This window comes from Streptomyces sp. PH10-H1 (assembly GCF_030063355.1).
Lineage (GTDB): Bacteria > Actinomycetota > Actinomycetes > Streptomycetales > Streptomycetaceae > Actinacidiphila.
The window spans coordinates 1-22299 of sequence record NZ_JASISZ010000104.1 but is presented as its reverse complement, the minus strand read 5'-3'; the positions used below and the strand labels follow the sequence as shown (position 1 = coordinate 22299).

20 protein-coding genes and 1 pseudogene are annotated in these 22299 nt (G+C 70.8%); 4 read left to right on the top strand and 17 right to left on the bottom strand.

The window, feature by feature from the left end; all coding sequences use genetic code 11:
- From QMK24_RS37080 to QMK24_RS37040, 9 genes and pseudogenes are all read right to left on the bottom strand, one after another.
- Positions 1 to 467: pseudogene (locus QMK24_RS37080) on the bottom strand (IS1380 family transposase); the annotation flags it as partial.
- A gap of 102 nt (positions 468 to 569) precedes the next feature.
- A complete protein-coding gene (locus tag QMK24_RS37075; protein ID WP_283471284.1) occupies positions 570 to 1085 on the bottom strand; it encodes a DUF6308 family protein in 516 nt (171 codons plus the stop codon).
- Between the two features lie 164 nt (positions 1086 to 1249).
- A complete protein-coding gene (locus QMK24_RS37070; RefSeq protein ID WP_283471283.1) occupies positions 1250 to 2248 on the bottom strand; it encodes a cytochrome c oxidase assembly protein in 999 nt (332 codons plus the stop codon).
- A gap of 75 nt (positions 2249 to 2323) precedes the next feature.
- The gene (locus QMK24_RS37065) at positions 2324 to 3316 is read right to left on the bottom strand and encodes a TerC family protein (RefSeq protein ID WP_283471282.1); all 993 of its coding nucleotides are present in this window, start codon (positions 3314 to 3316) and stop codon (positions 2324 to 2326) included.
- A gap of 84 nt (positions 3317 to 3400) precedes the next feature.
- A complete protein-coding gene (locus QMK24_RS37060; protein WP_283471281.1) occupies positions 3401 to 5242 on the bottom strand; it encodes a TerD family protein in 1842 nt (613 codons plus the stop codon).
- Between the two features lie 91 nt (positions 5243 to 5333).
- Positions 5334 to 5912, bottom strand: a complete 579-nt coding sequence (locus QMK24_RS37055) for a TerD family protein (RefSeq protein WP_283471280.1) — start codon at positions 5910 to 5912, stop codon at positions 5334 to 5336.
- Between the two features lie 93 nt (positions 5913 to 6005).
- Positions 6006 to 8102: an excinuclease ABC subunit UvrB gene (gene uvrB, locus QMK24_RS37050; RefSeq protein ID WP_283471278.1), complete on the bottom strand. Its 2097-nt coding sequence runs from the start codon at positions 8100 to 8102 to the stop codon at positions 6006 to 6008.
- A 39-nt stretch (positions 8103 to 8141) separates the two neighbouring features.
- A complete protein-coding gene (locus QMK24_RS37045) occupies positions 8142 to 8930 on the bottom strand; it encodes an MHYT domain-containing protein (RefSeq protein WP_283471277.1) in 789 nt (262 codons plus the stop codon).
- 89 nt (positions 8931 to 9019) lie between these two features.
- Complete coding sequence (locus QMK24_RS37040) at positions 9020 to 9961, bottom strand: hypothetical protein (protein WP_283471276.1); 942 nt, start codon at positions 9959 to 9961, stop codon at positions 9020 to 9022.
- A 186-nt stretch (positions 9962 to 10147) separates the two neighbouring features.
- Between QMK24_RS37040 and QMK24_RS37035 the strand changes: the two genes are divergently transcribed.
- The gene (locus QMK24_RS37035) at positions 10148 to 10747 is read left to right on the top strand and encodes a methylated-DNA--[protein]-cysteine S-methyltransferase (RefSeq protein WP_502962703.1); all 600 of its coding nucleotides are present in this window, start codon (positions 10148 to 10150) and stop codon (positions 10745 to 10747) included.
- A gap of 76 nt (positions 10748 to 10823) precedes the next feature.
- Here the strand turns inward: QMK24_RS37035 and QMK24_RS37030 are convergent, their stop codons facing one another.
- A complete protein-coding gene (locus QMK24_RS37030; RefSeq protein WP_283471275.1) occupies positions 10824 to 11294 on the bottom strand; it encodes a cupin domain-containing protein in 471 nt (156 codons plus the stop codon).
- Between the two features lie 128 nt (positions 11295 to 11422).
- Here QMK24_RS37030 and QMK24_RS37025 point away from each other — a divergent pair, with 128 nt between their 5' ends.
- Positions 11423 to 13006, top strand: a complete 1584-nt coding sequence (locus QMK24_RS37025; RefSeq protein ID WP_283471274.1) for a N,N-dimethylformamidase beta subunit family domain-containing protein — start codon at positions 11423 to 11425, stop codon at positions 13004 to 13006.
- 108 nt (positions 13007 to 13114) lie between these two features.
- Here QMK24_RS37025 and QMK24_RS37020 read toward each other — a convergent pair whose 3' ends face one another.
- From QMK24_RS37020 to rpsA, 4 genes are all read right to left on the bottom strand, one after another.
- Entirely contained in the window at positions 13115 to 13480 is a 366-nt protein-coding gene (locus QMK24_RS37020) for a tetratricopeptide repeat protein (RefSeq protein ID WP_283471273.1), read from the bottom strand.
- Between the two features lie 62 nt (positions 13481 to 13542).
- Positions 13543 to 14184, bottom strand: coding sequence for a dephospho-CoA kinase (gene coaE / locus QMK24_RS37015; RefSeq protein WP_283471272.1), 642 nt, complete (start codon positions 14182 to 14184; stop codon positions 13543 to 13545).
- Between the two features lie 80 nt (positions 14185 to 14264).
- The gene (locus QMK24_RS37010) at positions 14265 to 15200 is read right to left on the bottom strand and encodes a proteasome assembly chaperone family protein (protein WP_283471271.1); all 936 of its coding nucleotides are present in this window, start codon (positions 15198 to 15200) and stop codon (positions 14265 to 14267) included.
- A gap of 214 nt (positions 15201 to 15414) precedes the next feature.
- Entirely contained in the window at positions 15415 to 16923 is a 1509-nt protein-coding gene (gene rpsA / locus QMK24_RS37005; protein ID WP_283471270.1) for a 30S ribosomal protein S1, read from the bottom strand.
- Positions 16924 to 17238: 315 nt separating this feature from the next.
- Between rpsA and QMK24_RS37000 the strand changes: the two genes are divergently transcribed.
- Positions 17239 to 18057: a class I SAM-dependent methyltransferase gene (locus QMK24_RS37000; RefSeq protein WP_283471269.1), complete on the top strand. Its 819-nt coding sequence runs from the start codon at positions 17239 to 17241 to the stop codon at positions 18055 to 18057.
- A 41-nt stretch (positions 18058 to 18098) separates the two neighbouring features.
- Entirely contained in the window at positions 18099 to 20813 is a 2715-nt protein-coding gene (locus tag QMK24_RS36995; RefSeq protein WP_283471268.1) for an ATP-dependent RNA helicase, read from the top strand.
- 34 nt (positions 20814 to 20847) lie between these two features.
- Here the strand turns inward: QMK24_RS36995 and pgfA are convergent, their stop codons facing one another.
- From pgfA to QMK24_RS36980, 3 genes are all read right to left on the bottom strand, one after another.
- Positions 20848 to 21849 (bottom strand): cell envelope lipid trafficking protein PgfA, encoded by a 1002-nt coding sequence (pgfA, locus tag QMK24_RS36990; RefSeq protein ID WP_283471267.1) that lies wholly within the window; start codon positions 21847 to 21849, stop codon positions 20848 to 20850.
- Positions 21850 to 21905: 56 nt separating this feature from the next.
- On the bottom strand, positions 21906 to 22040 hold the full coding sequence (locus QMK24_RS36985) for an SPW_0924 family protein (RefSeq protein WP_283471266.1): 135 nt from the start codon (positions 22038 to 22040) through the stop codon (positions 21906 to 21908).
- Positions 22041 to 22119: 79 nt separating this feature from the next.
- A partial coding sequence (locus QMK24_RS36980) for a hypothetical protein (protein WP_283471265.1) occupies positions 22120 to 22299 on the bottom strand: 180 nt, incomplete at its 5' end.

Below are 22299 nucleotides of genomic sequence, written 5' to 3'. Positions count from 1 at the left end.
TTGGCCGGGCCGTAGACCTGCTTGACCTTGGAGTCGATGTCGACGAACACCACCTCGTCGTTCTTCGGGACGAGGCCGGTGTGGGCGGCCAGGTTGCAGGTGAACGCGCGTGTCGCCGACTCCAGTTGGCGTACGTGTCCCCAAGTGAAGGCGCGCAGGAAGGTGCCCAGTGTGGATGGTGCCCGCACTCCGCCGAACAGTTTCGCCAGCCCGCCGTGCCGCAGCACGTCCAGGTCGTCGATGGAGTCGGCACCGACGACCATGCCACCCACGATGCTCATCGCCTTCGCGTCGGCGGCCGTGCCGGCACCGTTCTTCGCGCCGTTCAGCTTGACCTTCTCGGCCACCAGGGCCGGCAGACCGCACCGCTCGGCCAGCCGGACGATCGGGACCAGCCCGGCATGCGCGATCAGATTCGGCTCGTCGAACGCGGCGAACACCCGCGCCGGGCCATGGAACAATTTCACTCGAGAGGTGCCTTGCCGGTTGCGGCGGATGGAAGCGTCAGAACTCCCATCATCCCAGGTCAGCGGGCACCTCTTCTGATTTCTCCGTCCACAGCCCGGCCGCTACACGGTGGATCGAGGTTCAGGTTTCTGCCCGTAGTAGTGAGCTTTGACCCTCTTGTCGAAGAGCGGCACGAATAGGGGACGCTTGCGGTGCAGCACCTTTGTCAGCGTCGTCAACTGGACTCCGGGCACCGCACCGGGGATATCCAGGACCCCGATCAGGTCCTCGAGGAGCGGTCGGTGTCGCCCTTCCGTCACGGCGACTTCCAGTGTGAGGTCCGGAGGGACCGCGGCGAGACCGCGTTCCAAAGTGCGGCACACGGCCTGCAAGGAGTAGACCGCTGTGATCGTCAGGGGTGCGTTGAGGAGTAGCGGGGCAAGGAGGTCGCCGTCGTTCAGTTCGTCGGGGCCGCTACCGGTCACCAGGCGGTCGTAGGCCGGGTATGCGAAGGGCTTCCCTCCCTTTGTGGCTGCCTTGGTCCTGTTCGCGTCCTCGTCGAAGTAGACGTGGATCCATGCTTCGGCGTCCATGAGGGAGCAGTCGCGGGCGCCGACTCGCAGAGGTTGATCGGCCATGCCGTCCCTCTCGTGCTGCTCTGTCGTCTGGTGTTGCGGGGACGTACACGCCAGCCGCGGCACGGTCTGGGCCAATCCGTCGACACCCGCCCGGACAGGACTTGGGTCTACCCCGGCCACGGCGGCGGCAACCTCCTCGGCGCCGGGCCGGTCCGTTACGGCGCTCAGCGGCGGCGGCGCATCCGTTCTCCCACCTCGCCGGCATCGGTCTCCCACCAGGGGCGGGTCATCTCCGGTACGGAGGCGGCGGGAGCGGACGCGCCCGCGGACGCCGGCTGTGGCGCCGGGTCCGCCGCGAGGAGTTCACGGTCCAGGCGCGCGTCCAGTTCCGCGTTCTTCGCGCGGTCCGTCCGCCACCACTGCGCGAACACCGCGATCAGGAACGGCAGCCCGACCAGCTCGGCGAGCGTGAGCATCAGCCCGCCGCCGATCATCTGGTCCTGCCGCGGGTCCGGTCCCCAGGTGCGCGGGTGCGCGGCGTACCAGTGGCCCGCCACCAGCGTTCCGCTCGTCATGACGACGATGCCGGGCACCGAGTCGAAGAGTCCGTCGAGGAAGACCAGGGCGGCCCGTACCGGGTGGGTGCACCAGCGCGGCAGCAGTTCCTGGCGGGTGAGCATCGGCAGCACGAACAGGCAGCCGGTCAGCAGCAGCTGGAGATGCATCAGCTGGCGGACGGCGTCCTGGTGCAGCGCCGTCTCGAAGTACGGCGTGAAGTAGATCGTCAGCTCGGAGCCCAGCACCGCCGCCGAGCTGACCAGCGGATAGGTCAGCAGCCGCACCACCCGGCCGGTCAGCGCCCTGTGCAGCGGGCCGTCCGGCGCCACGAGGGCCAGCGGGTCGCCGAGCGCCAGGCCCAGCGGGGCGATCAGGTCCAGCACGATGTTCTGCACGGCGGCGGGCCAGAACAGCACCCTTCCGTACACGGCCAGGCCCGACATCGTGGCGACCACGATCGCGCCCAGGCCGAGCACCGCGAACGCCGCGGTCCGCGCGGCCGGCCAGCGACCGCCGGCCCGCCGCCTCCGCAGCACCCCCGCCGCGTACAGGCCGCCCAGCAGGACCACGGCGGCGAGCGCCACACCGTCCGGCCGCCACGCCCCCAGAAAACTGGAGACGGTCAGTTCCGGCAGGGCCGCCGCCAGGGTGTTCAACGCAGCCATTCCGTTCCTCGCATCCGTCCGGTCCCGGCGGCCCAGGCTAGACCTTCCGTACCGGACGGACGCGAGCAGGCCCCGCTACACGCCGATGCTGTCCTTCTCCTTCTCCTTCTCGGCCGCTTCCGCCGTCGTCTGCTTCTTTGAGGCGATCAGGCTGGTGACGGTCGTGACCGCCAGGACGATCACGATGACGCCGAGGGAGACGGGAATGGAGATCTCAGGGACGTTCATCCCGGACTCGTGCATGGCGTGCAGGACCAGCTTCACGCCGATGAAGCCGAGGATGACCGATAGCCCGTAGGAGAGATGGACCAGCTTCTTGAGCAGGCCGCCGATCAGGAAGTACAGCTGTCGCAGACCCATCAGCGCGAAGGCGTTGGCGGTGAAGACGATGTACGGGTCCTGGGTGAGGCCGAAGATCGCGGGGATGGAGTCGAGGGCGAAGAGGACGTCCGTGGTGCCGATCGCCAGCATGACGATGAGCATCGGCGTCATCAGGCGCTTGCCGTTCTCGACGATGAACAGCTTGGTGCCGTGGTACTTGTCCGTGGACGGAACGCGCTTCCCGACGAGCTTGAGGAGCTTGTTCTCCTCGAACTCCTCGTCCTCCTCGCCGGCCCGCGCCTCCTTGATGAGCTTCCACGCGGTCCAGATCAGGAAGGCGCCGAAGATGAAGAAGACCCAGGAGAAGTTGGCGATGATCGCGGCGCCGCCGGCGATGAAGACCGCCCGCAGAAGGAGCGCGATGAGGACGCCGACGAGCAGTACCCGCTGCTGGTACTTGGAGGGCACCGCGAACTTTGACATGATCAGGACGAAGACGAAGAGGTTGTCGACGCTCAGCGACTTCTCGGTGATGAATCCCGCGAAGAACTCACCTGCGGGCTGACCACCCGCGAAGAGTGCCAGGCCGAGCCCGAACAGGGCCGCCAGGACGATCCAGACGACCGTCCAGATGCCCGCTTCCTTGATGGTGACGTCGTGCGGCTTGCGTCCGATGAGGAAGTCGACGGCGATCAGGGCACACAGACCGGCGATGGTCAGTGCCCACATGGCCAAGGAAACGTCCACTGCTGGGCCTCCGGTGGTTCACTACGAACAGCGAACGGTACCGGAATGCCCAAGAGAAGGCAAAGCCAAGGTCAAAACTCCTGGTCAGCGGCCATATGCCTGCCGGGCGGCCGCGACCTGCCGGAGCACCTGGGGCAGCACCTGACTGCCCGGCGGCACGAGCAGCGGCTCGTACGTCCAGGCATGACCGACCCAGGGATCCGCGAGGTGGTCGTCCGGGGTCGGAGTGAGCCGCATCAGGGCCCGCCACAGCGGGTCCAGGACCGGTCCGTACGCCCGCGCGTCATCCCGGTCGGCCACCATCAGCAGATGGACGCCGACGGACGGCCCCTCGTCCGCGAGGTACCGCAGCTGGTTGACGGTGCGATCGTCGAAGCCGTACGGGAAGTCGTTGACTATCAGCAGCTGCTCGGCGGTGTCCAGGTCCACGGGGAGCGAATCGGGGGCGCCGGCGCGCATGGCCATCTGTACGAGGTCCACCCGCTCGGTCATCCGGCTGATCACCGCTGCGACACCGGCGGCTCCCGCGGCGGGCGACTCGTGCAGCGCGCCGGAGTGGGTCAGCGGGGCGAGCGCGGCGGACGCATTGCCGGCCGGGTCGATGACATGCACCGTGAAGTCGCCGGCCGGATACGAGGCGAGCAGCCGGGCCGCGACCGTGACCGCGACGGCCATGGCGAGGCGCCGGTCCTGGGCGCTGTCGATCCACAGGCCGCGCTCCAACGGCAGCCTGACCAGCAGCGGGATCCGCAGCTCAGGATTCTCGGGCAGATGCAGATTGCCGAGCCGGGCCGCCATCGGCACCTCCATCGGCACCGAGTAGCCGTGCCACACCGGGCTCTCCCACCCGGCGAAGGCGGGCGGCAGCGCCGGTTCGACGACCTCGGACTCCGCGCGGAGCTGCGCCATGTCCCGGTCGAGGACGGCACGGGCCTGGTCCATGAGGTCGGCCTGCTTGGCGCGGGCCTGGTCCCGGGCGGCGTCGGCCGCCGGGCCGACACGGGTGCGCGGGTCGGACAGCAGCCGGTCCAGCTCCTGGTCGAGGCGGGACTCGGCGAAGTCGACGGCGCTGCGGTAGGCGGCGGTGGTGCGGGCCAGGTCCTCGAACATGCCCCAGATCTGGTTGTAGAGCCGTTCCTCCATGGTCCAGCCGCTGGCGTCACCGGCGACGGGCTGCGGGGCCCCCTCCGGCGGCGCGGAGGCCGCCGGACGGTCCGCCGGGGCATCCGGGACACCGGAGGCCCGCGAGGGCGCCGAACGCCGCCGGGGGTGCTGGTAGTCGACCGGGCCCGGTCCTGTCCCGGAGGACGCCGCCGGAGGGCCGTCCGGCTGCGGGGCCGGCAGGGCGACCGACCGGGCCAGACCCGCGGCCACCGCGTCATGGATGCCCGCGGCGAGACCGGCGGCCTCCGGCACACCGTGGTCCAGGAGCATCGCCGGCAGCCCGCCCGCGTAACCCTGGCCGACCGCGCGCACCTTCCACGCGCCCTGCCTGCGGTAGAGCTCGATGGCGATCACCGCGGACTCCGGGCCGAGCCCGGTGATGGTGAAGCCGGCGACCTCGGACCCGTCCAGCGTGGTGACCGCCACATGAGGTGCGGCCACCGCGCCGAAGGAGGCCGGCACGCCGTCCACCGTGGGGAGTGCCAGCAGCACATGGACCCGGTGCACATCCTCGGAGAGGGCGCCCAGGTCCACCGCGAGCCGGTGGGCGGCGGCGGCCTGCTGGGACACTTCGAGGCCGGGGAGGTGCGGCGACCCGGGGTGGGCTATCCGCCCCGTGCCGCTCACCCGCCCCTGCTCGTCCCCGAGGGTGGCCACCGCCACCACCGGTGTGCCCGCCGTCACCCGGATCTCCAGTCGGCCGGCGCCCTCGGGCCCGGCCGGGAGCGGATGATTCTGTCCCCGGACCAGCTCGGCAGCCATACCGGCACCCCCCATTGGTGTTGTGCGTGTCGCGCCCGTTGTACTTGTTGTGCGTGGTGTTTCTGTGGTGCTACAGCGTGTTCCTGTGGAGCTACAGCGCCGGCAGGATCGACGGCATCAGGTCCTGGAACGTACGGCCGGCGGCCGGCGTACCGATGGCGGTCATCGACCAGCCACTGCCGGCACGCTGCACCTTCGCCATGATCTGCGCGGTGTACTGCCCGCCGCCCGTCAGGGTGTAGCGGGCCAGCTCCTGGCCGTTGGTCTCGTCGACCAGGCGGCAGAACGCGTTCTGCACCTCGGCGAAGGTCTGCCCGGTGAAGGAGTTCACCGTGAAGACGATCTGGTCGATGTGGACCGGCACCCGCTGCAGGTCCACCAGGATCGACTCGTCGTCGCCGCCCTGGCCCGCGCCACCGACGACATTGTCGCCGGTGTGCCGGACCGAGCCGTCGTCGCTGACCAGATGACGGAAGAACACGACGTCCACCGGCTGCTTGTCGGCGAAGAGCACCGCCGAGGCATCGAGGTCGATCTCCCGGGTGCGGCTGCCGAACAACCCGCGGCGGGGCGCGGCCTGCCAGCCGAGCCCCATCCGAACGGCCGTCAGCGTCCCCCCGTCGAACTTGGTAAGGCTGATCTGCTGCCCCTTGGTCATGTTGACCGTCACGCGCTGTCCCCTCTCACCCGTCACCGGACTGTGTGCGGTTGCCCCGCACCCTAACAAGACGCTGGGACAGCGCACCTCGGTTCACCCCAGGGGCTATGCCATACCGGCCTCGCGCATCTGGCGCAATTCCTTCTTCAAGTCCCCCAGTTCGTCCCGGAGCCGGGCCGCGACCTCGAACTGCAGCTCGCCCGCCGCGGCGTGCATCTGCTGGGTGAGCTCGGCGATCAGGTCCGCGAGATCCTCCGCGGGCAGGTTCTTGGCCACCCGCTTCTCGCCCGCCCTCGTGGACAGGCCCGGCACCGGGGCCTTGCCCCGCGAGCGCTGCCGGCCGGAGCCCAGCAGCTCCTCGGTGTCCGCGTCCTCACGGGCGAAGGAGTCGAGGATGCCCGCGATCTTCTTCCGGAGCGGCTGGGGGTCGATGCCGCGTTCCGTGTTGTAGGCGACCTGCTTCTCGCGGCGCCGGTTGGTCTCGTCGATGGCCTGCTCCATCGCCGGGGTGATCCGGTCGGCGTACATGTGGACCTGCCCGGACACATTGCGCGCCGCGCGGCCGATGGTCTGGATCAGCGAAGTGCCGGAGCGCAGGAAGCCCTGCTTGTCCGCGTCCAGGATCGCCACCAGTGACACCTCGGGGAGGTCCAGGCCCTCGCGCAGCAGGTTGATGCCGATGAGGACATCGTACTCACCGGACCGCAGCTCGGTCAGCAGCTCCATACGGCGCAGGGTGTCGATGTCGCTGTGCAAGTACCGCACCTGGATGCCCAGTTCCAGCATGTAGTCGGTGAGGTCCTCGGACATCTTCTTGGTGAGGGTGGTGACCAGCACCCTCTCGTTCCGCTCGGTGCGCAGCCGGATCTCGTGCACCAGGTCGTCGATCTGCCCCTCGGTGGGCTTGACGATGACCTCGGGGTCGACCAGTCCGGTCGGCCGGATGATCTGCTCGACCGCTCCGTCACCGCGCGACAGCTCGTACTTGCCGGGAGTCGCCGACAGGTACACGGTCTGGCCGATCCGGCCGAGGAACTCCTCCCACTTCAGCGGGCGGTTGTCCATCGCGGACGGCAGCCGGAAGCCGTGGTCGACCAGGGTGCGCTTACGGGAGGCGTCGCCCTCGTACATCGCGCCGATCTGCGGCACGGTGACATGCGACTCGTCGATGACCAGGAGGAAGTCCTCCGGGAAGTAGTCGATCAGCGTGTCGGGCGCGGTACCCGCCTCGCGGCCGTCGATGTGCCGCGAGTAGTTCTCGATCCCGGAGCAGGTGCCGATCTGCCGCATCATCTCGATGTCGTACGTGGTGCGCATGCGCAGCCGCTGGGCCTCCAGCAGCTTGCCCTGCTTCTCCATCGTGGCGAGGGTGGTCTCCAGCTCCTTCTCGATGCCCGCGATCGCACGTTCCATGCGCTCGGGTCCGGCGACGTAGTGGGTGGCCGGGAAGACGTACATCTCCCGGTCGTCGCTGATGACCTCGCCGGTCAGCGGGTGGAGGGTGGAGAGCGCCTCGATCTCGTCGCCGAACATCTCGATGCGGACGGCCAGTTCCTCGTAGACCGGGAAGATCTCGATGGTGTCGCCGCGCACCCGGAAGGTGCCCCGGGAGAACGCCACGTCATTGCGGGCGTACTGGATCTCGACGAATTTGCGGAGCAGCTGGTCCCGCTCGATCGTGTCGCCGACCTTGAGCCGCACCATGCGGTCGATGTACTCCTGCGGGGTGCCGAGGCCGTAGATGCAGGAGACCGAGGCGACGACGATGACATCGCGCCGGGTCAGCAGGGAGTTCGTGGCGGAGTGGCGGAGCCGCTCGACCTCCTCGTTGATCGAGGAGTCCTTCTCGATGTAGGTGTCCGTCTGGGGGACGTACGCCTCTGGCTGGTAGTAGTCGTAGTACGACACAAAGTACTCGACCGCGTTGTTCGGGAGCAGCTCGCGGAACTCGTTCGCGAGCTGCGCGGCGAGGGTTTTGTTCGGCGCCATCACGAGGGTGGGGCGCTGGAGCCGTTCGATCATCCACGCGGTGGTCGCCGATTTTCCGGTGCCGGTCGCGCCGAGGAGGACGACATCCTTCTCACCTGCGCGGATGCGCCGTTCCAGCTCCTCGATGGCAGCCGGCTGGTCACCATTGGGCTGGTAGGGGCTGACGACCTCAAAGGGCGCCACAGTGCGTTCGATGTCTGATACGGGCCGCATGGAACCACCGTACGGCCCGGCTCTGACAAAGGCCGGGGATCACCATGAGCGGCGGCCGCGGACCGGCTCGGGAACGGGTTCGCGACCGGGCTCCGGCTCGGAGACCGGCGGATCGAGCGCCACCACCACACCGGCCAGGAACAGGAACACCACCGGTCCGATCAGCACCGGCGCCAGGATCGCGGCCGACGAGGCGCCGCCCAGGGAGCCGCTGAGCCCGGAGTCGTGCAGGTGCACCCGCAGCGCGGCCATGCCCGTGTAGTGCATGCCAGTGACCGCGACGCCCATGATGAAGCTGGCCCCCAGACTCGCGGCCAACCCCTTGATCGAGACCGCCGCCCACAGCGCGGCGGTGGCCGCGAACACCGCGACACCGATCGACAGGGCCACGGTCGTGGTGTTGTAGGTGAGGTCCGCGCGCAGTTTCATGCCGGCCATGCCGAGGTAGTGCATGGCGGCCACCCCGACGCCGGTGATCGCGCCGGAGGCGAGCAGGACCGGTACCCGGCGGCCGAGGAACCCGACCAGGAAGACGCCGGCACCGACCACGGCGATGGCCACCGCGAGGCTCGCGAACGTGATGGACTTGTCGTAGTTGATCTCCACCTGGTCGACGCTGAAGCCGATCATGGCGATGAAGTGCATCGTCCAGATGCCCGAGCCGATCGACAGGGCGCCCAGGGCCAGCCAGCCGGCCCGCCGGGACCGCTCCATCACCAGCGCCCTGACTGTACAGCGCAGTCCGAGAGCGGCACCCAGACAGGCCATGACATAGGCCGCCACGGGTGTGACCCAGCCGTACGTGAAACCGTTCACCGTTCCGTACATGCCGTCCACTGCGGACCTCTCCGGCGCATCGGTTGGCACACCCTAGGCCGCACATGGGAACACCTGACCATGTTTCAGATTCCCTTTACCTACCCGTGATCCGGCACCACGGTGATGCGGTCCAGCGGTCCGTGGGGTCCCGCCGCCAGAGCCGCCCGCAGCGCCCCCACGACCTGCGAGGGGCTCAGTGTCAGCGCCTCCTGGGGCACCCGCACGACCCGCACGCCGCACGCGTCCAGCGGACCGTGCACCACCGCCGCTCCGATCTCCAGAGCCACCCCGTCCCGCGCCCAGAAGGCGTCGGGCGACGCGAGGAACACACCGTCCAGACGGAGCTCGGGCCGCCACAGCGGCTGCCACAGCCCCGAGCGCAGGACGAGCGTGCGCGCCTGCCCGGTGACGGAGCCCCGCGCCTGCCCGGGAAGCCGCAACTCCCGCAGTGCCACGGCGATCCCGGGCTTCCGGGACAGCGCCGCGGCACGCAGCTCATCCTCCAGGGCGCTGGGGTCGATCCCCCGGTTCCGCACCAGCTCGCGCAGCACGTCCCGCATCCAGTCCGGGTCGCACGACGCCCGGACGCCGTCCCCCGCGGCGCGCACCAGAGGCGCGACGGGCAGCTCGTCCACCAGCTCGGGGCCGGGGAGCGAGCGCGCGTGGTGGATCCGGACCCAGGTGTGCGTCCTGACCGCGCGCCCGGCCGGCACCAGGACGTCGACCACCCGTACCTCGGCGGGCACCAGGACCTCGCGCATCCCGTGCAGGGCCAGCGCCACGGCGCCCGTCAACTGCGCCTCCACGTCCGGGTATCCGGCGTAGGCGAGCGCCGCCCGGCAGCGCTGCGCGGCGGTCGGCGCCCCCCTCCGCAGGAGCACCACCCTCGGCAGCACCCGCTGCCACGGTCCGCCCGGCCCGCAGCGCTTGCGCAGCGCCGCCTCCGACACCCCGATGGCGGCCAGCTGGCCGACGGTCGCCACCCGGTCCTGATCACAGGCGAGGATGCGCAGGGCCTGGGTGAAGTCGTGTCGTGTCATGACCACCCCCTCCCCCGCCGGGACCCGGCAACTACCCTCTGTGACAAGGCTGTCGAAGAGCGGCACCCGCGCGAGTGACCGGCGCGCCCCGGCTGACGGGACCCGCTGTCAGTGGCCGCTGCCTGTGGCCGCTGCCAGTGCCGGCTGTCGGTGCCCGCTGTCAGTGGCCCCGCCTACGCTGGTGGTATGACGAACACCGAGCAGCACGACCGGGGGGACCGGCCCGCCATGACGTCCCCGGCTGCCGCGGCGTCCGGGCCGGTCTGGACGCGGCTGGACACCCCGATCGGGCCGCTGCTGCTCGCCGCGACCGGGCAGGGGCTCGTCAATGTCGTCTTCCGGGCCGACGAGAAGACGACGGCCACGGTCCTGGACCGGCTGGCGCGCCGGCTCGGCGCCGACCTGGTGGAGGACACCGGGGAAACGGGTCTCCTCGCCCCCGCCGTGCAGCAGCTGCGGGCGTATTTCGCCGGTGAGCTGCGCGATTTCACCCTCGATCTCGACTGGTCCCTGACCGCCGGCTTCAACCGCCGCGTCCAGCGTGAGCTCGCCACCGGCGTGCCCTTCGGCACCGTCGTCGGCTACCAGGACCTCGCCGACCGCGTCGGCGAACCGGGCGCCGCCCGGGCCGTCGGCACCGCCATGGGCGCCAATCCGCTGCCGATCGTCGTCCCCTGCCACCGCGTCGTGGAGAGCAACGGCGGAATAGGCGGCTTCGGCGGCGGTCTGGAGATCAAACGCACGCTCCTGGCGCTCGAGGGCGTGCTGCCCGCGCCTTTGTTCTGACGGGCCGCACGCCTCGATCGTCACTCCTCCGGGATGAGGATCCTGCGTCAGGACGCCCGTGTCGGGCGCCGCGCGCTCAGCTGCGGCATCCGGGGTCGGGGGCGTCGACCGACAGCGGGGCGCCCTCGGGGACGAGATAGGTGACGTACAGGACGACCGGCACCGTGCCGAGATTGCGCCCGTTGTGCACCTTGCGGGCGCCGTCCGGCTCGACGAACGACTGGCCGGCGCTGCTGCGCTCCACCGTGCAGTCGGCCAACGTCCTGGTCAGCGTGCCGGCCTGGACGACGGCGATCAGCGGACCCAGGTGGTAGTGCCAGCCGGTGGAGCCGCCGGGCGCGATGGTGACCGTGCGCACCACGACATCCGTGCGCCCCTTGGTCTTGATCTTCAGGCCGTCGGCGGAGGTGCCCTTGGCCAGGACCGTCGCCGTCACCCCGCTGCCCGGCGTGGCCAGCGCGCCCGACGGCACCAGCCCCAGCGCCACCACACAACCCGACACGACGACCGCCCTGCGGATCCGGCCCCAACGCTTGCTGCTGTCCATCTGTGTCCCTCCGGGAGCGGTCCGGATCCCTCCGAACCGGTGAAATCCGTTCGCGATACGAGCGGCAAGGCAACCTTCCCCGTCCCCCCGTAGGTCAATGCTCTTGGAGACGGGAGACGGAGTGGCGGATGGACACGCGGGACGAGTGGAATCGGCGGGACTTCCTCGGTGCTGCGGCCGGGGCGGGCGCCGGCGCGTTCCTCGCGGGCTGCTCCGCAGACGGCGGTGACGGGGACACGGCGCCGGGCGCGCCGTCGTCCGCCCCGGCCAGGCCGTCCGGATCGACCGCGGCGGCGGAGAACGACCTGCCGGGCACCCGCGACTGGGGTCTCCGGCACCAGGGCGCCGACCGCGACATCGAGGGGTACGCGGACCAGGTCAGCGTGGCGCCGGGGCAGCCCTTCACCCTCCATGTCTCCACCAGCGCCCGGCGGTTCGGGGTGGATGCCTTCCGGATGGGCTGGTACGGCGGGGCGCAGGCACGCAAGGTGTGGGCGTCGGGCCCTGTCGCGGGCCGCGTCCAGCCGGTGCCCGAGGCCGCCGGAGCCACTCGTACGGTCGCGGCGGACTGGACGCCGGCCACCGAGGTCCCCACGCACGGCTGGCCGGAGGGCTCGTATCTGCTGCGGCTGACCGCGGAATCCGGGTCCCAGCGGTACGTCCCGGTCACCGTCCGGTCGCGGAGCACCGCGGGGCGGCTGGTACTGGTCAACGCCGTCGGCACCTGGCAGGCGTACAACACCTGGGGCGGGCACAGCCTTTACCACGGTCCCGGCGGCAGCGGGGACGACGCCAACCGCTCGCTCGCGGCCAGCTGCGACCGCCCCTACGACGAGAACGGCGCGAATCTCTTCCTGACATTCGAGCGCCCGGCCATCGCCCTCGCCGAGAAGCTCGGCCTGGCGCCCGCCTACGTCACCTCCATGGACATCGACCGCGATCCGGCGCTGCTGGCCGGAGCGCGCGCGGTGATCTCCCTCGGCCACGACGAGTACTGGACGCCCGCCATGCGCGCCCGGGTGACCCGGGCACGCGACACCGGCAGCAACATCGCCTTCCTCGGCGCCAACGCCTGTTTCCGGCGCATCCGGCTGGAGCCGACTCGGCTGGGCGAGCGCCGGCTGGTCGTCTGCTACAAGACCGACTGGACGCGTGATCCGGCGTACGGGACCGATGACGCGGCCGTCACCAACAACTGGCGCGAACCCCCGCACGCCGACCCGGAGAACTCACTCACCGGCACGCTCTACGAGTCGAACCCGACGACCGCCGACTATGTGGTGGCCGAGCCGGGCCACTGGCTGTTCGAGGGCACCGGGGCCCTCGCCGGCACCCGCTTTCCCGGCCTGGTGGGCACCGAGTACGACCGGGTGAACTCCGGGGAGATCACCCCGCGTCCGATCGAGATCATCGCCCACTCCCGGCTGGAGTGCCGCGGGGTGCGCAGCTTCGCCGACTCCGCGTACTACACCGTCCCCAGCGGCGCCGGGGTGTTCAACGCCGGCACGATGCGCTGGGTCGGCTCGCTCGAGGGGGCGGGCGGCCACGGCATCACGGACCGGACCGCGGTCTTCACCAGCCAGGTCACCGCGAACCTGCTCCGGGCCTTCGCCGAAGGACCGGCCGGGCACCGGCACCCGGCCAAGGACAACCTGGACGCCTACCACCCGTACCAGGGCGACCCCATCTGGACCGGGAACAACCTGTGGTGACGGCCTGTGGTGTCGGCCTGTGGTGTCGGCCTGTGGTGTCGACCCGCCGTGACGGGGATCGTGGCGGGGATCGTGGCGGAGGAAGCGGAGAGCTCGGCGGTTCCCGGATCAGGGAGCGTCGAAGCGGGCCGCCTCCACATAGTCCGGCCGCGGGTCCAGGGCGGCCGCGAGCCGGAAATGACGGAGCGCCTCATCCGGGCGGTTGGCACGCTGCAGCGTCCGCGCGAGGGCGAAGTGCGCGAAGGCGTTGTCCGGTTCACGCTCCAGCACGATCTGGAACTCCAGCTCGGCCGGACGCAGTTGAGCGGCGGCGAAGAAGGCGCGGGCCCGCAGCAGCCGGGCGGCGGTGTTCTCCGGGTGGGCGGCGATGACCGAGTCCAGCAGCTTCACCGCGCCGCGCGGGTCGCGGGCTTCCAGCAGTTGCTCCGCGGCACGGAAATCGATGACGTGGGTCTCTGGGGTCTGCTCGGGCACGGCCGCCTCCCTTCCATGGCTCGGGTGACGACTGATCGTCGGCACAGACATACCCAACGCGGTCAGCCGCAATCGCATTCCGGTAGGTCCTGGGCGGTCGGATCCACCGGCCGCAGGCGGTCGCGCAGCTCCCTCCAGACGCCTTTGACCTGGGGTTCCAGGGCATCCAGTGGGCCGTCGTTGGTGATCACCAGATCCGCGATGGCGAGCCGCTGCTCACGGGTGGCCTGGGCTGCCATCCGGGACCGGGCCTCGCCCTCGTCCATGCCGCGCAGCCGGATCAGGCGCTCGAGTTGAGTGCCGGGTGACGCGTCCACGACCACGACGAGGTCGTAGCGTCCGGCGAGCTCGTTCTCGGCGAGGAGCGGCACATCATGGACGACGATGTCGTCCGGGCCCGCGGCGGCCTCCAGCTCGGCCGACCGGCGGCCCACCAGCGGATGCACGATCGCGTTCAGGGCCTGGAGCCTGGCGGGGTCGGCGAAGACGATGGAGCCCAGTTTCGGGCGGTCGAGAGTGCCGTCCGGGGCGAGTACGCCCTCGCCGAACTCGGCCGCCACGGCGGCCAGTCCCGCCGTTCCCGGCTCCACGACCTCGCGGGCGATCTTGTCCGCGTCCACCACGACGGCCCCGTACGACGCGAGCAGCCGCGACACTTCGCTCTTGCCGGCGCCGATTCCGCCGGTCAGGCCCACCTTCAGCATGGCGCCAGCCTAACCGGCGGCTCGTTCCGGCAATCCGTTCCGGTACTACGCGTTCCCCCGCCGGCCCACGTCGACCGGCGTCAGTTCCCGTCGTCCTCGCGGTCCGCGAGGAACCGTTCGAACTCGGCCGCGAGGTCGTCCGCCGACGGCAGGTCGATGGGCTCGGCGATGAGGTTCTCCCGGGTCATCGATCCGGCGACCGCGTCGTACTGGCTCTCCAGCCCCTGCACGACGGAGACCAGCTCGGCGTCACCCTCGGCGACCTGGCGGTCGATCTCGCCGCGCACGGTGTGGGCCTCGGCGCGCAGCGCGTGGGCCACGTCGGGAAGGACCAGGCCGGTGGCGGCGGTGATCGCTTCGAGTACGGCGAGGGCGGCGTCCGGATAGGGCGAACGCGACAGATAGTGCGGCACATGGGCGGCGACGCCCAGTACGTCACGGCCCGCCTCGGCGAGCCGCAGCTCGATGAGGGATTCGGCGCTGCCGGGGACCTGCGCCTCGTCGAACCAGCTGCGGTGTCCCGGCATCAGGTCGACCCGGTTGCCGTGCGGGGTCAGACCCACCGGGCGGGTGTGCGGGACGCCCATCGGGATGCCGTGGAAGTTGATGGCAAGACGCACCCCGAGCCGCTCGACGACCTGCAGGACGGCAGCGGCGAAGCGCTCCCACTCCACATCCGGCTCGAAGCCGGTCAGCAGCAGGAAGGGCGTCTCCGTGGTGTCGCGGACCAGGTAGAGGGCGATCTCAGGAGCCTCGTACCCCGACCAGTGGTCGCGCTCGAACAGCATCAGGGGCCGGCGCGCGCGATAGTCGACGAGCCGGTCGGCGTCGAACCTGGCCACCAGCTGGTTGTCGAGGCGGTCCAGCAGCTGCTCCGTGATCTGCTCGCCGGTGTCTCCCGCGTCGATGTACCCCTCGAGGTGGTACAGCAGCACAGGGCCGGTCTCCCCCACTGCCTCGTCGACGGCCTCGGCACCGCCCGGCACGAATTCGTACAACCCCTGCGGATCCAGCACTGTGATCGTTCCTCCTCGGAAACGTGCGAGGAGCTGGGAGCATTCCCTCAATCATGCCCGCTTCACGCTCCGCGACCCGCCCCACACCCTCAGAGCATGACCCTCCGCGGCCCCCCATGACCCCCCACGACCCCGGACAACGCGGAAGGCCCGCTCCCCCTCGCGGGGAAACGGGCCTTCCGTCCGTACGGTTGCCTGCCTACCGGTCAGAGCGTCAGCTCTGGCCGCCGGCGAGCTTCTCGCGGAGCGCGGCCAGCGCCTCGTCCGACGCCAGGGCGCCGGAGTTGTCGTCCGACTCCGAGGAGTACGAACCGCCGCCACCGAGACCGGCGGAGCTGACGGCACCGGCAGGAGCCGCAGTACCCTCGGCCTCCGCCTTCTCGTCGGCCTCGCGGGACTTGATGACCTGGGCCTGGTGCTGCTCGAAGCGGGTCTGCGCCGTGGCGTACTGGGTCTCCCACACCTCGCGCTGGGTCTCGAAGCCCTCGAGCCAGTCGTTGGTCTCGGGGTCGAAGCCCTCGGGGTAGATGTAGTTCCCCTGGTCGTCGTACGACGCGGCCATGCCGTACAGCGTCGGGTCGAACTCGACCGTGGCCGGGTCGGCACCGAAGGCCTCGTTGGCCTGCTTCAGCGAGAGGCTGATGCGGCGGCGCTCGAGGTCGATGTCGATGACCTTGACGAAGATCTCGTCGTTGACCTGGACGACCTGCTCCGGGATCTCCACGTGGCGCTCGGCCAGCTCGGAGATGTGGACCAGGCCCTCGATGCCCTCGTCGACGCGCACGAACGCACCGAACGGGACGAGCTTGGTGACCTTACCGGGGACGACCTGACCGATCTGGTGCGTCCGGGCGAACTGCTGCCACGGGTCTTCCTGCGTCGCCTTCAGCGACAGGGAGACACGCTCGCGGTCCATGTCCACGTCGAGAACCTCGACGGTGACTTCCTGGCCGACCTCGACAACCTCGGACGGGTGGTCGATGTGCTTCCAGGACAGCTCGGAGACGTGCACGAGACCGTCGACGCCGCCGAGGTCCACGAACGCACCGAAGTTGACGATCGAGGAGACGACGCCGGAGCGGACCTGACCCTTCTGCAGGGTCGTGAGGAAGGTCTGGCGGACCTCGCTCTGGGTCTGCTCGAGCCAGGCACGGCGGGACAGGACCACGTTGTTGCGGTTCTTGTCCAGCTCGATGATCTTGGCCTCGAGCTCCTTGCCCACGTACGGCTGGAGGTCGCGGACGCGACGCATCTCGACGAGCGAGGCGGGGAGGAAGCCGCGGAGGCCGATGTCGAGGATGAGACCACCCTTGACGACCTCGATGACGGTACCGGTGACGATCCCGTCTTCTTCCTTGATCTTCTCGATGGTGCCCCAGGCACGCTCGTACTGAGCGCGCTTCTTCGAGAGGATCAGGCGGCCTTCCTTGTCCTCCTTCTGGAGAACCAGGGCCTCGATCTCGTCGCCGACCTTGACGACCTCATTGGGGTCGACGTCGTGCTTGATCGAAAGCTCGCGGGAGGGGATGACGCCCTCGGTCTTGTAACCGATGTCGAGCAGGACCTCGTCCCGGTCGACCTTCACGATCACACCTTCGACGATGTCGCCATCGTTGAAGTACTTGATCGTCGCATCGATCGCTGCGAGGAAGTCTTCCTCGGAACCGATGTCGTTGACCGCCACCTGCGGGGTGGTGCGCGTTGCCTCGGTGCTGCTCGTCATATGGGGAAGGACTCCGGTACGGACAGAAGTTGTAGGTACTGCTACGCCAGGACCCGTGATCGCACCGCCGAAGCCGGACAGCCTCAAAGCGGACCATCCAAGCGTTCGGAGAGTCGCCTCAATAACCGAGGGGATACAACGTGTGCGAGCGCAACCTGCTACGTCTGAGGTGCGCAGGCCCGCAGCGCAACTTGTAGCATACGGGGGCAGCCGGACACGGTCAATGCGCGAAGGGCCCACCTGGGGCAGAACGCCACATACCCGGCGCAAGTCCCCCAGCCGCAGGTCCAACCAGAGAGTACGACGACAACCGCGATGAGCCAAGGACCCGAACCAGAAGCCACCCGTCGTACCGCCGGCGTCACGGAAAGCAGCCGGGCCAACCGGGGCTGGTGGGACCGGAACGCGGATGAATACCAGGTCGAACACGGAGCATTCCTCGGCGACGGGAACTTCGTCTGGGGGCCGGAGGGCCTGGACGAGGCCGACGCCGGACTGCTCGGCCCTGCCCCGGAACTCGCCGGCCTGACGGTGCTGGAGATCGGCGCCGGCGCCGCGCAGTGCTCGCGCTGGCTGGCGGCACGGGGCGCCCGCCCGGTCGCGCTCGACCTCTCCCACCGGCAGCTGCAGCACGCGCGCCGGATCGACGAGGAGTCGGCGGACGGCGGCTTCCCACTCGTCCAGGCCGACGCCGGGACGCTGCCCTTCGCCGACCGGTCCTTCGACCTGGCGTGCTCCGCGTACGGCGCGCTTCCCTTCGTCGCCGACCCCGAACGCGTACAGCGCGAGGTGCACCGGGTGCTGCGGCCCGGCGGGCGCTGGGTCTTCTCCGTCACCCACCCGATCCGCTGGGCCTTTCCCGACGAGCCGGGACCCGAGGGGCTGACCGCCGTCTCCTCCTACTTCGACCGCACTCCCTACGTCGAGCAGGACGAGCGCGGTCTCGCCGAGTACGTCGAGCACCACCGCACCCTCGGCGACCGGGTGCGGGAGATCGCCGCGGCCGGCTTCCGGCTGGTCGATCTCGTCGAGCCGCGGTGGCCGGAGTGGAACAAGCAGGAGTGGGGCGGCTGGTCGCCGCTGCGCGGCGGCATCCTGCCGGGGACGGCGATCTTCGTCTGCGTACGGGACTAGGGCCTGTCCGGCGCCGCCAGCGGTACGGGCACACTGGGCGGGTGATCCGCGCCGACGCCCTCGACCTGCCCGTACGTACCGTCGTGCCCGCACTGCTGCGGGCGCTCGACGAGCGGGGGTGCGCCGTGCTCGCCGCACCGCCGGGAACGGGGAAGACCACCCTCGTTCCGCTCGCGCTGGCCGGGCTGCTTCCCCAGTACACGGAGTACTCCCGGCCCACGGCCGCACCTCGCCGGGTCCTGGTGGCGGAGCCGCGCCGGATGGCGGTGCGGGCCGCGGCCCGGCGGATGGCGTGGCTGCTCGGGGAGAGCGTCGGCGCGCGGATCGGCTTCACCGTGCGCGGGGAGCGGAAGGTCTCGGCAGAGACGGTCGTCGAGGTGGTGACCACGGGTGTGCTGCTCCAGCGGCTGCAGCGCGATCCGGAACTGGCCGGGGTGGACACCGTCGTCCTGGACGAATGCCATGAGCGGCACCTGGACGCGGACACCTCGATGGCCTTCCTGCTGGACGTACGCGCCACCCTGCGGCCGGAGCTGCGGGTGGTCGCGGCCTCCGCCACCACGGACACGGCGGCCTGGGCCGCCCTGATCGGCAGCGAGGACGGCGCCGCCCCGGTGGTCGAGGCGCAGGGAATCCTGCATCCGGTGGCGGTGGAGTGGGCGCCGCCGCCCCGCCCGGTGCGGCCCCCGCACGGGATGCGGGTCGATCCGGCGCTGCTGGAGCATGTGGCGGCGGTGGTACGGCGCGGCCTGCGGGAGCGCGAGGGGGACGTGCTCTGCTTCCTGCCGGGCGTCGGGGAGATCGCCCGGGTCGCGGGGATGTTGAACGGGCCCGCCGCCGGGCTCGACGTGGAGGTACTGCAGTTGCACGGCCGGGCGCCGGCCGCCGTGCAGGACGCGGCGCTCGCGCCGGGCACCCGCCGCCGGGTGCTGCTGGCCACGTCGGTGGCCGAGTCGAGCCTCACCGTGCCCGGGGTGCGGATCGTGGTGGACGGCGGGCTCGCCCGCGAGCCGCGGGTGGACCACGCCCGCGGCCTTGACGCGCTGACCACGGTGCGGGTCTCGCACGCGGCGGCCCGCCAGCGGGCCGGCCGCGCCGGGCGCGAGGGCCCTGGCACGGTGTATCGCTGCTGGTCGGAGGCCGACAACGCCGGGCATCCGCGCTGGCCCGCACCCGAGATCTCGGTGGCCGACCTGACCGCGTTCGCACTGCAGGCCGCCTGCTGGGGCGACCCGGACGCCACAGGACTCGCGCTGCTCGACGCCCCTCCGGCGGGCGCGATGAGCGCGGCCCGCGAGGTGCTGGGCGCGGTCGGCGCGGTCTCCGCCGGGGGCCGTGCAACCGGGCGCGGTCTGCGGCTCAGCCGGCTGGGGGTGCACCCGCGGCTCGCACGGGCGCTGCTCGACGGGGCGCGCGCCGTGGGATCCCGGCATGCGGCCGAGATCGTGGCACTGCTCAGCGAGGAGCCGCCGCGCGACTACGGCGACGACCTGGCCGCCGCCTGGCGCCAGGCCCGGCGGGGCGGCGACGGATACGCGGCGCGCTGGCGCGCGGAGGCCGGCCGCCTGGAATCATCGCTCCGCCAGGCCGGATCGGACGGCGGGCCGGGTGAGCCGGGCGGGCCGGACGGATCCGGTGGGTCGAACGGGTCCGGCAGGTCGGGCAGGTCTGCCAGATCGTCGGACTCGGCACGGACGGCGAGCCCGCAGGGCGGGACGGTCGCATCCGGTGGGTCCAGCCGGTTCGGCGGGTCCGCCGCGGCTTCCGCGATCTCCTCCGGTGACGATGACGCGGTCGCCGGGCTGGTGGCCGCGCTCGCCTTTCCGGAACGTGTGGCCCGGGGGCGCGGCGCCGGTACGTATCTCATGGCGTCGGGAACCGCGGCGGAACTCCGCTCGGGCTCGCGCCTCGGGGCGGCCGGGTGGCTGGCGATCGCGGTCGCGGACCGGCCGGTGGCGGCGGCCTCGGCGCGGGTGCGGCTGGCCGCGGTGATCGACGAGGCCACCGCCCGTACCGCGGCGGCGCCGCTGCTGACGTCCGGCGAAGAGGTGCGCTGGGCGGACGGCGACGTGGTGGCGCGCAGCGTGGAACGGCTCGGCGCCGTGGAACTGACGGCGCGCCCGCTGCGGTCGCCCGACCGGTCGCTGGTGCGCGCCGCCGTGGCCGAGGGGCTGCGGCGGGAGGGCACCGGGCTGCTGCGCTGGTCGCGCGACGCGCAGGACACCCGCCGCCGGCTGGCTTTCCTGCATCGGGTGCTGGGCGAGCCCTGGCCGGATGTCTCGGAGTCCGCACTCCTCGGCCGGATGGACGACTGGCTCGGCCCCGAACTGTCCGCCGCCCGGCGCCGCGCGGACCTGGAACGTATCGACGCCGGCGGCCCGCTCGCCCGGCTGCTGCCCTGGGCCACGGGCGACGCCGGCCGTTTCGCCGAGCTCGCCCCCGAACGGATCGAGGTGCCGAGCGGTTCGCGGATCCGGGTGGACTACAAGGGCGACCAGCCGGTGCTCGCGGCCAAGCTCCAGGAGCTGTTCGGCTGGCAGGAGACCCCGCGAATCGCGGGCGGGCGCGTCCCGCTCCTCGTACATCTGCTCTCCCCGGCGGGGAGGCCCGCCGCCGTCACCGCCGACCTCGCCTCGTTCTGGAAGGGCGGCTACCGCTCCGTGCGCGCCGAGCTGCGCGGCCGGTACCCCAAGCACCCGTGGCCGGAGGACCCGGCGGCCGCGGCGCCCACCCGCCGTACGAACAACCGGCGTTGACGGTCCGCCGCCGAACGGCGCCGGCGCGGCGGCTTCAGGCGACGACCGGCTGCGGGTCGGGATCCGGTTCGCGCAGCGCGTCGTTCGGGGCCGGGTCGGCCGGGCGGCGGCTGCGGGCCTCCAGGAACAGGGAGAGCGCGAGCAGCGCCACTCCCAGGATCAGGAAGCCCCAGGGGAGGTAGCTGGTGAGCAGCAGTATGAGCTGGCGCTGGGACTTCACCAGTTTGACGGTGGAGTCGATGTAATCCTCGCGCATCTTCACATCACCGGAGAAGATGGTCACCGGCTTCGTCTCGGGTGACTGCGGGAACCGCAGCTGCTCCTGGTGGATCTCCTCACCGTTGACCGGGGCGCCGGTGGTGGGGTCGACCCAGAACATCCGCTTGGTGGTGTACCAGCGCTCCACCGATCCGCCGAGCGAGTCAGCGGTGACGCCGCCCGGCATCTTCTTCGGCAGCGGAACCTTGATCCAGGGGACGGTCTGCTCGAAGTAGTAGACCGTCATCCCGCGGAAGTTCTGCGTCGCCTGGTAGTGGATGGGCGCGGACGTCCGGGACTGGGCGTCGAAGTAGAAGTAGTCGCGCTTCTCGGTGAGGAACGGGAACTTGAACTCGACGCCCTCACGGTGCACGGGGTCGCCGTCGACACTCTCGCTCGCGGTGTGGACCGGGTCCTGGGTGTGGGCGTCGAAGATGTAGCGCTCGGGGATCTCCGAGACCATCTTCCCGTCCGGGCCGGTCACGTAGGACAGCGTGTCCCAGACCACCACGTCGCGGCCCGTATCGACCTTGACCTTCTTGGCCTCCTCGACGTTGCCCTTCAGGGTCTGGACGATGTTGATCCTGGAGACGGTCTGCGGCTTGAGCGAGGCGTAGTCGACAAGGAGGGTGGCGTCCTTCGCCTCCAGAACCACCGACTGGTACTCGTTGGCCGGGACCTTGGCCAGTCGCGGGAAGGCGTACCAGCGCATCAGGGGCGACAGGGCCGCGAAGAAGACGGCGAAGGCGAGCAGCACCAGGCTGGACTTACGGCGCATCGGAACGCTTCCCCTCCTTTGTGGCTACGGGTGGCCGCGACCGGCTACGGGGCCGGTTACGGGTGGCTGGGGACCGTGGTCAGCACCGGTTTGGGTGAGGTCTCGCCGGCCGGTGCGCCGATCGCGGTCATGGTGAACACGAGCACGAGAGCGGCGGCGAGTCCGATGGCTGAGGCGATCAGGGCGCGCATGGCCGGACCTCCCTTGTGGACGACGACGTCGGCTGGGCCGGGGCACCGTAGCAATCGGGGGATCAGATGAGAACAGGTTCTACCGATCGAATACGGCCACCACGCGGACGAGCCCGGCCGCGCCGGTAAGGGCGCGGCCGGGCTCGGGGCGTGCGGGGTACGTCAGTTGGCCGTCGCGGGGACCGCCGCGCTGGTGGACGGGGCCGCAGAAGGGGCCGCGGACGGGCTCGCCGGTGCCGTCGTGGCACCTGTCGTGGTC